Source organism: Gilliamella sp. wkB108 (genome assembly GCF_001690195.1).
In the GTDB taxonomy this organism is placed as follows: domain Bacteria; phylum Pseudomonadota; class Gammaproteobacteria; order Enterobacterales; family Orbaceae; genus Gilliamella; species Gilliamella apicola_L.
The window spans coordinates 1-8,435 of sequence record NZ_LZGM01000116.1 but is presented as its reverse complement, the minus strand read 5'-3'; the positions used below and the strand labels follow the sequence as shown (position 1 = coordinate 8,435).

Here is an 8,435-nt window from a genome sequence, read left to right as displayed (position 1 = left end):
AGGTGAGGAGTTAACGGAAGATGAAAAGAAAGAATTAGAGTACTTTGAAAAATTAGATAAAAAACGTGATCTGGTTTTGCTAGAAACTTGTTATGCAGGTAATATATCAAGTTCAGCTTGTCAAGGATTACTACAAGAAGCATGGCAAATGCAAAATGAATATGCCGAAGAAGCTGCAAGAACTATAAAATATAGTGATGTTTACAGAGAAGATTCGAATAACCTTGATAATATATTATTAGGATTAGACAGGGATTCGGTAAGTTATTGGAAAGACATTGAAGCAATATCAAAAGTAAGTGGTAGACCTTTGCTTGAAGTTAAAAAGGAATATAGGTGGGCTTTAATAGCGGATTCTGTATCGAAATCTTTAGCTGCAGCGATGGGTTATAACGCTAATGCTGGAAAGGGGATTGATGTTACTAAAACCAAAAAATTAGCAGCAGAAACACAGCAAGAATTAATAAATGAAATTAATAAATTTAGTTCAAAAAATCAAGCAGCGAAAAATGCAACGATGGTAGGTGCATATGATCCTATAACAGGCAATAGAGTAATTGGTTATAGTACTGCAAATATAACAGCAGAAGCATTACATCCTGAAACAGTAAAGTATATTGAACAGCAATTAGGTGTTAAAATCGGAGAATTTACAAGTTTTTGTAAAAATAAAGCAGGGGCATGCGCTGAAGTTTCTGGAGCTGATAAATTAATTCGAATGGGTTCTAAGCCAGAAAATATAAGATTTACAGATGCTTTGAGACCTCGAGATGTTTGGGGTAAAGATAAGATACCTTCTGACGCTATTATTCCACCATGTCAAAACTGTCAAATTACTTGGCCAAAAGGGAAAAAATAAAAATGAATATATTGAATATAAATTGGAAACCAGAGTTTGGAATAATTTTCACATGGTTTGCTATGGACAAAAATGGCAAATTAGCTGTAATGATAAATAATTGTTATGGTAATTTACCAAGATGTCTATTATCTATTGAAAATGTTGAGATATTACTTGATCAATTAAATGAATATATATGGGAGGAATCTTCCATTTATTCAGTATATCCAAAAAATAAAAAAGGTGATTTAAAGTTAGATTTGTATTCCTATTGGCGTCATAAAAATAATCTTAATAAAGAAACTATTTTAAATGAATTAAAAAATGACTTTAATGATTCCGGTCATTATAGTGAAGCTAATCTAGTAATAAATAAAGGTTTTTTTGAATATCAAGCAATTGAAGGTAGTTTTGAAGGTGAAGATTATCCTGTTGGTTTTAATGGTAATACTAAAATGGGCGATTATTTTAGATATTTAATTCCAACAATATATGCATCAATTGAAGATTTTCCTGAAGAATTACGTCATGGAATAGCCGTTTCTGACATGGTTGATTTTACCACTGATAGATTGCTTGATAATGATAAAATCAACGAATATTTCCCTAGAATATATCAGAAATAAATGATAAACCCTACATTTGTAGGGTTTTATTTTTTTAAATTTAATTTAATGCCGGAAAGGGAATTCATGAATTAAATCACAAAGCAACATCTGGTGCATTTCTTACAACCGATCCAAATAAAACCACAACAATTCTAGGTACATATATGGATGATACTCAATATATTATAAAAGAACTAAATTTAGAAAAATCTACTGACTTTGGTGCTAGAAAAGGAGGATTTAATTTACTTAACACACCAGATGAGTATTATAAAAACCCAACGCAATTTTGGAATGAATATAATAAGCCGTGGTTAGATAATGCGATAAAACGAGGAGATAATATTATTTTGGCAACTAAACCAATTGATACAAAACTTTATCGTTTAAATATAGATACTGGTCTAAAAGAATTAACAGGTTTTGGTAGAGAATATCATTATTTGCTTGAGAATGGTTATAAATATAATAGTAAAACAAATCAAATGTATAAGGTTAAATAGCATGAATAGATATTTGCAAGTATTTATTGAGGTATTTTCTTCGATTATTTATAAATATAAATTTGAAGTTAAAAGCATTGATGACGTAACAATTTTACTTTCTAAAAAGGATTTTCAATTAGAATTTGTTATGTGGAGGGAAACAACTGATATATTTTATAACATAATTATATCAAAAACTAAGATTGAAAAATTTTCAATAAGTAATTTTATTATTAGTAATATGAACGAACAAGATAGGAATATAGGAGTAACAATTGATTCGAATGATACACCTTTTCAACGAAATATTAGAGCATTAAAATATTTTTCTAATTTATTTTCTCGTTCTTTCTCGGGAATGTTAGAAGGTGATAAAAAGTGGTTAGAAGATTATAAAAATTCACCTTATTTTGAAGAGCCTAGGATAATTGATAGATAAACTATTTTTTCACTATTGATTTTAGAGTATTAAATTTTGCTAATTAAAAAATAAATTTGGATTATTAAATAATGGTTCTGGTATGACAATGGCTTCTCAAAAAACTAAAGCAGCTTATGACTTTGCAGAGAAAGCATCCGGTGCTTTAAGGAGTAAATAGTATGGATAGTGAAATAGTAAAACGATGGATTGAGGCGGGAAAAATATTAGGCGTGAATCCAACAGCAAATATCCTTTGTCCTGTTTGTCAGCAAAGTTTTTTAAAAGTACAAGATGTAGAAATTGAAACTGACCCTTTACAAATTGAAAGGCATATGAGTTGCGATATATGCGGAGCTTACAATGCTCTAAGAATGACTGTAAAGTGACTATATAATCCCCCGCCTTAACCAGCGGGGTTCTTCTTACCTATTTTTAGAACTGCATCGCAAGTTCAATAATTAACTTGTTCTGCTCAACTTTAATGACCACCGGTAGCCCGGCATAAAAGCCTATCTGCTCCAGCCAGCGCCCCTTAATGGTCAGTTGTGGTTTGGGGTTGGGTTTTGTGCCTTGTGGTGCAGGTATTTTGCTTGTTACTGCTGAGTTACTTGTTGTTTTATCTGTCCTATTTAACCAGCAGTTTAATCTGCTTCTTGCCTTAAAAAGGCATCCAAAAATATCTTCATCATGGTTTTTCTTCTTCCGGTAATGTATTAATATCCTGAAATAACTTTAAAAATTCCCGGTTTTCAAATTTTATTTTAATCGTTTTGATAAGATTAAACGGTATAGACTCCTGAATTATTTTTACATCATTAAAGCACACAAATCACCCACTCGGTGATATCGGAAGGCGAATTAATCGTTCGTGATAAAGAGGGGCAAAAACAAGATATCAATGAACTAAGTCATGATACCGATAATGCGCATCAAAAACTCAAGCCAATTTTTGACAAAGAGAAAGAGCAACGAAAACAAGATATCGTAACGGGGCTGAAAGATTTAGCAGCACAAGTAAAACAACTGGAGAAAGACCTTAACAAGGATGCGGGTAAGGACTCAACTAAAGGCAAGATGGGTAATGACTTTAGTAAAGGAGTAGATTCAGCGGTAGCGATAGTGACAGGGATTATCACAGGCGATATAACAGGCGGATTAGCAGGAGCAGGAGCGCCATGGGTTGCCGAACAGATAAAACTCCACACAGGTCATTCGGAAAATGGGGAATGGAAAACAGATAGTCCGGTAGCGAATTTAGTGGCACATGCAATACTGGGAGCAGTAGTAGCGGAGCTACAAGGTCACTCAGGAGTAGTAGGCGGAGCGAGTGCAGTCTCAGGGGAGATAGCAGCCCCAATTATCCAAAAAGCCTTATATGGAGATAGAGATGTAAAAGACCTAACGGAAGAAGAAAAAGATAACATCAGTGCCTTAACTCAGCTAGCGGTAGGACTCACCATAGCAAGTATGGGAGGGGATGAAAGTGATATAGCAACAGGAGTGAATAGTAGTAAAAATGCGGTTGAGAATAATGGATTAGCAAGAGGAGTAATTAAAGGGTTAGAAAAAGGTTATGAATCGTGTATGAAAATTGCATCATGTCGAAATGCATTAATGCAATTAGGTCTCAATTTTGGTTTAACTAATGCACAAATAGAAGAAGCCATGAAGGTTGGACAAACACGAGATATTAACCAAATTAAAGAATTAACTCCTGAACAGATAGCTTGGCTAGATGCACAAATAATAGCAAATAAAGGTTTGTCACATATCATGTTTGGTGATAAGACCTTTGGTGATAGAATTTATAACGAATCATTAGATGATAACGATAAAAACAATGAAATATTAGGAGGTTCAGGAGCCATTGCAGCAGGCGGAGCTCCAGGATTACCACCAGATGATGACGAAAACAAAAATAGCAATAAAAATAATAAAAATTCTCAGCAACCTTCTGAAGCAGGAAAGGGAAATGTTGATTCAAAAAATAGTGAAAAAATTAAAACTACGTGGCATGAAGGAAGTAATAATACTCCTGAAGAATCACTACAAAAACATTTTGAAAAACATGGTAAAGAAGTTAATGCTGAAACTGCAGAACAGTATCTAAACAAAGCTAAAGCTTTTTCTGAAAACTTGAAAGGAGCTAGAGTTGTAGAGAATGTTGGTAAATATACCGAAGGTGTTACAAGATACTACAAAAATGGTAAATATATTGATATAGCCCCAGACAAAAGAATTATATCATTTGGTAAACAATAAGGAGAAATTGTATGTGGCATGATTTAAAATTAGACAAAGTGAGTGGAATAGATAAGCTGGTTGCTGAGTTTACTATCTGGATGATTGGTGTGTTGCCATACGCAAAAATGAAAGTAAAAGTGAGTGAAACACAAGATGGTTTATATACAGGAAAAACAGATATTGCAATAAAAAGAAAATTTGATGGGTATCCAGAGTGGGCAGGGGGCATAGGAAATACAATTGAAGATGCGTTAGAGAAAACGATAAAAAATTTTAATGAGATGTTACAAGAAGATGGTATAGAAAAACTAACACCTGAAGATATTGAATACTCGGAATGGTCTGATTTTTAGTATTCACTGAATTAAGCCCCCCAGCCTAAAAACTGGGATTTCTTATATCTGCGATCTGTCTCGTAGAACTAGTTAATTTATTTACTGATTATGCGTTCTACATCGCAAGCTCGACAATCAACTTCCCTTTTTTAGCGGTGATGGTGACAGGTTGCCCGGTGGTAAATCCGACCGCTTCTAACCAGTTGCCTTTAAGGTGAAGTGCAGGCTGTTTGCTGTAGTTAGCGTGAATCGGTTTTGCTTTGGGTTCGTGGTGGATGCTGATGTAGCCCACAGAGTAATGATGTTACGAGGTGGCTCGCAGGGATTTACTGGCGGATTAGCAGGGGCTGGAGCGCCATGGGTTGCCGAACAGATAAAACTCCACACAGGTCATTCGGAAAATGGGGAATGGAAAACAGATAGTCCGGTAGCGAATTTAGTAGCACATACAATACTGGGCGCCGTAGTTGCGGAATTACAAGGTCACTCAGGAGTAGTAGGTGGAGCGAGTGCAGTCTCAGGGGAGATAGCAGCCCCAATTATCCAAAAAGCCTTATATGGAGATAGAGATGTAAAAGACCTAACGGAAGAAGAAAAAGAGAACATCAGTGCCTTAACTCAGCTAGCGGTAGGACTCACCATAGCAAGTATGGGAGGAGATGAAAGTGATATAACAACAGGAGTGAATAGTAGTAAAAATGCGGTTGAGAATAACTTATTAAGTAACAAACGAGGAGTTGAAAAACTTAATGAAGAAAGCAGAAAACTTTGGGAAAAAATCAAAGATATTGTAGGTTATGATGAAGTAGATAAATTACAAGAACAATATAACGATTGTAAAACAGATGAATGTAGAAATAATGTTTACAATGAATATATGCAAAAAGAACAAGAAGCGGGGCAAAAATTAGTAGAGCTATATAAATCAGGTGGTTTATCAGAAGATGAATATTTTCAATTGGTCTCATGGTATTCTGATGCAATGCGTGACGGGATAATGGAAGGTCAAATTGATAATCGTTGGAATCATTCATTTGGCAGTTGGGATATTTATGATGCATCAGGTTGGGATTTTACACAAACAGGCCTAGTTAATAATCCTTATTTAAGTGAAATAAGGGGATTAGTTTTACTTAATAAATGGCGTTCTGAAGGTTTATCAGAATCAGAAATACAAGAGAAATTTATTAATGATGCTATTCTTGGTTCATTTGCATCAGCACCAAATGTAAATCAAATAATACATAAAATCCGGAATGAAGGTTTGAGTTATGAAGATGCCTTGATGTTAGCTTCTAATGCTCTATATGGTAAAATCATAAGTGAAGCAATGAATGGAAAGGTACTTCCACCGAAAGGGAATAAAAATTCAGAAAATCATAACATTAAAGAGGAAAGTGCCGGGAAGGGGACTACGGGAACAACATCTAATGGATATAAGGCTTCAAATGGAGCAGATAATACAATAGCTAAGACTGATTTAGATCATCCTATTGTTCAATCTCGTATTAATATAAAGACTGGTGATATTGAATCTGGTTGGATTCATGTACAAAATCGCCATTTCTCGGGTAAAACGAATGCTAGTCAATTTACAATTAGTGAAACAGATGTTAAGGCTATTCTAAATAGTTCTGATACAGTTAAAATACCAATTAGTAATACTAGATCTTCGTATAACAAAGTCTCTGGTCAGACAGATACTCTTTATGAGAGAGTTATTAGATTAGATAAATATATAGGTATAGATAAATTTAGCGGTAAACCAACAAATACTATGACGATACTTACTGATAAAAAAGGCAATTTAGTAACCGTAACACCAGGAAGAATAAAATGACTGATGATCAATTAATGGAAAAATTCAATAAGATGGAACAAGAAATTGTGATTCCTTACTTAAAAAAAATTTTTAATAAAGTGGATTCAGCATGTTGTTTATATCAAATGATAGAACAGGGTGAAGATATATATACTTATCTTATTAATGGTGAATGTGTTATTACTCTTGAAATTTCTCGGGTTGATAATTCAATTATAAATGGCGGAATTATCACTGTTGAAGAATATGCAAAAATGAAGAAAGGTAAACAATATAATCATTATTTAAAAGAGCTCTTAAAGCTATCCCAGCGGAACGATTTCCAGATTTAGTTTTATTGTAATAAAAGATCCCTATCACACAATGTGTACAGGGATCTATTTATCTCTTTCTAGATTTGCATCGCAAGTTCAATAATTAACTTGCCCTGCTCAATCTTAATGATAACAGGGCAGCACACATAAAAGCCTATCTGCTATAGCCACTTGCCTTTAATGGTGAGTTAGGGTCAGGAGGTGGGTTTTGTGCCTTGAGGCATCTAACCGACGGTATAAAATCGCTCATTAAGTTGTGGTGCTGGTGCTTAGCATGCGCCTGATTACTGATTCAAATCCAACTGACGAGTATTTTACTACTTTATAACTCTACCATGTTTATAACTCCCGTCACATATTGAAACTATTGTAAAGAAGTTTCAGGTCAGCTATATGTTTGAATATGGAATTCTTCCGTCAAGATAAGATGAAGAGTGACTATGCATCGGTGAATGAGCAATCAGGTATATTTGCAGGAGAAGGTGGATATGATATCACGGTAGGCAATCATACCGAGTTAACTGGTGCGGTGATAGCTTCAGAGGCAGAGGATAAAACCCGTAATCGTTTAGAAACAGGAACGATAGGCTTTAGTGATATTAAAAACAAGGCGGAATATAATGTAAGCAGTATTTCGGTGTCAGGAGGAGCGAGTTATGGCAATCAAGGAGATAGTGGCGGACCGAACAAGTTAACACCGACAAGCAACAAGCCATCGGTGTATGAACATGGAGATAAATCATCCAATATCACCCACTCAGCGATATAGGAAGGCGAATTAATCGTTCGTGATAAAGAGGGGCAAAAACAAGATATCAATGAACTAAGTCATGATACCGATAATGCGCATCAAAAACTCAAACCAATTTTTGACAAAGAGAAAGAGCAACGAAAACAAGATATCGTAACGGGGTTGAAAGATTTAGCCGCACAAGTAAAACAACTGGAGAAAGACCTTAACAAGGATGCGGGTAAGGACTCAACTAAAGGCAAGATGGGTAATGACTTTAGTAAAGGTGTAGACTCAGCGGTAGCGATAGTGACAGGGATTATCACAGGCGATATAACCGGCGGATTAGCAGGAGCAAGCGCACCATGGATAGCAACAGAGATAAAAAAACAAGCAGGTGATAATGAGACAGCGAGATTAGTGGCACATACAATACTAGGAGCGGTGGTAGCGGAGCTACAAGGTCACTCAGGAGTAGTAGGTGGAGCGAGTGCAGTCACAGGGGAGATAGCAGCCCCAATTATCCAAAAAGCCTTATATGGAGATAGAGATGTAAAAGACCTAACGGAAGAAGAAAAAGATAACATCAGTGCCTTAACTCAGCTAGCGGTAGGACTCACCATAGCAAGTATGGG

General features: G+C 35.2%; 13 protein-coding genes. 11 read left to right on the top strand and 2 right to left on the bottom strand.

Annotation, left to right across the window (positions count from 1 at the left end; genetic code table 11):
• The 5 genes from A9G11_RS14635 to A9G11_RS12290 all read left to right on the top strand — a co-directional run.
• The coding region (locus A9G11_RS14635) for a DUF6862 domain-containing protein (RefSeq protein ID WP_218056147.1) at positions 1-859 on the top strand (859 nt) is incomplete at its 5' end.
• Between the two features lie 2 nt (positions 860-861).
• On the top strand, positions 862-1,467 hold the full coding sequence (locus A9G11_RS12305; RefSeq protein ID WP_065619894.1) for a hypothetical protein: 606 nt from the start codon (positions 862-864) through the stop codon (positions 1,465-1,467).
• 146 nt (positions 1,468-1,613) lie between these two features.
• Entirely contained in the window at positions 1,614-1,952 is a 339-nt protein-coding gene (locus tag A9G11_RS12300) for a hypothetical protein (protein WP_218056146.1), read from the top strand.
• A gap of 1 nt (position 1,953) precedes the next feature.
• Positions 1,954-2,373 (top strand): hypothetical protein, encoded by a 420-nt coding sequence (locus A9G11_RS12295; protein ID WP_065619892.1) that lies wholly within the window; start codon positions 1,954-1,956, stop codon positions 2,371-2,373.
• Positions 2,374-2,534: 161 nt separating this feature from the next.
• On the top strand, positions 2,535-2,741 hold the full coding sequence (locus A9G11_RS12290; protein ID WP_065619891.1) for a hypothetical protein: 207 nt from the start codon (positions 2,535-2,537) through the stop codon (positions 2,739-2,741).
• Positions 2,742-2,787: 46 nt separating this feature from the next.
• Here the strand turns inward: A9G11_RS12290 and A9G11_RS14845 are convergent, their stop codons facing one another.
• Complete coding sequence (locus tag A9G11_RS14845) at positions 2,788-2,940, bottom strand: SymE family type I addiction module toxin (protein WP_081298569.1); 153 nt, start codon at positions 2,938-2,940, stop codon at positions 2,788-2,790.
• Positions 2,941-3,195: 255 nt separating this feature from the next.
• Here A9G11_RS14845 and A9G11_RS12285 point away from each other — a divergent pair, with 255 nt between their 5' ends.
• Both A9G11_RS12285 and A9G11_RS12280 read left to right on the top strand, forming a co-directional pair.
• The gene (locus tag A9G11_RS12285) at positions 3,196-4,617 is read left to right on the top strand and encodes a VENN motif pre-toxin domain-containing protein (RefSeq protein ID WP_065619890.1); all 1,422 of its coding nucleotides are present in this window, start codon (positions 3,196-3,198) and stop codon (positions 4,615-4,617) included.
• 11 nt (positions 4,618-4,628) lie between these two features.
• Positions 4,629-4,952 carry a hypothetical protein gene (locus tag A9G11_RS12280; protein ID WP_065619889.1) on the top strand — a complete coding sequence of 108 codons (324 nt, stop codon included), beginning with the start codon at positions 4,629-4,631 and terminating at the stop codon, positions 4,950-4,952.
• Positions 4,953-5,049: 97 nt separating this feature from the next.
• Here the strand turns inward: A9G11_RS12280 and A9G11_RS14840 are convergent, their stop codons facing one another.
• Positions 5,050-5,226 (bottom strand): SymE family type I addiction module toxin, encoded by a 177-nt coding sequence (locus A9G11_RS14840; protein WP_081298568.1) that lies wholly within the window; start codon positions 5,224-5,226, stop codon positions 5,050-5,052.
• On the opposite strand from A9G11_RS14840, the gene A9G11_RS12275 reads away from it, so the two are divergent.
• The 4 genes from A9G11_RS12275 to A9G11_RS12260 all read left to right on the top strand — a co-directional run.
• On the top strand, positions 5,206-6,774 hold the full coding sequence (locus tag A9G11_RS12275) for a VENN motif pre-toxin domain-containing protein (protein ID WP_141674428.1): 1,569 nt from the start codon (positions 5,206-5,208) through the stop codon (positions 6,772-6,774). The two genes, A9G11_RS14840 and A9G11_RS12275, sit on opposite strands and share 21 nt — an antisense overlap.
• The gene (locus A9G11_RS12270; protein WP_065619887.1) at positions 6,771-7,088 is read left to right on the top strand and encodes a hypothetical protein; all 318 of its coding nucleotides are present in this window, start codon (positions 6,771-6,773) and stop codon (positions 7,086-7,088) included. The genes A9G11_RS12275 and A9G11_RS12270 overlap by 4 nt, the downstream gene beginning before the upstream one ends.
• A gap of 379 nt (positions 7,089-7,467) precedes the next feature.
• Positions 7,468-7,839 carry a hypothetical protein gene (locus A9G11_RS12265; RefSeq protein WP_218056145.1) on the top strand — a complete coding sequence of 124 codons (372 nt, stop codon included), beginning with the start codon at positions 7,468-7,470 and terminating at the stop codon, positions 7,837-7,839.
• A 144-nt stretch (positions 7,840-7,983) separates the two neighbouring features.
• The coding region (locus A9G11_RS12260; protein WP_176701277.1) for a hypothetical protein at positions 7,984-8,435 on the top strand (452 nt) is incomplete at its 3' end.

What these genes read in the sequence shown, in the direction of transcription:
- A9G11_RS12305 (WP_065619894.1), top strand. Translation starts at nt 862, where the DNA reads ATGAATATATTGAATATAAATTGGAAACCAGAGTTTGGAATAATTTTC.
- A9G11_RS12300 (WP_218056146.1), top strand. Translation starts at nt 1,614, where the DNA reads ATGGATGATACTCAATATATTATAAAAGAACTAAATTTAGAAAAATCT.
- A9G11_RS12295 (WP_065619892.1), top strand. Translation starts at nt 1,954, where the DNA reads ATGAATAGATATTTGCAAGTATTTATTGAGGTATTTTCTTCGATTATT.
- A9G11_RS12290 (WP_065619891.1), top strand. Translation starts at nt 2,535, where the DNA reads ATGGATAGTGAAATAGTAAAACGATGGATTGAGGCGGGAAAAATATTA.
- A9G11_RS12280 (WP_065619889.1), top strand. Translation starts at nt 4,629, where the DNA reads ATGTGGCATGATTTAAAATTAGACAAAGTGAGTGGAATAGATAAGCTG.
- A9G11_RS12270 (WP_065619887.1), top strand. Translation starts at nt 6,771, where the DNA reads ATGACTGATGATCAATTAATGGAAAAATTCAATAAGATGGAACAAGAA.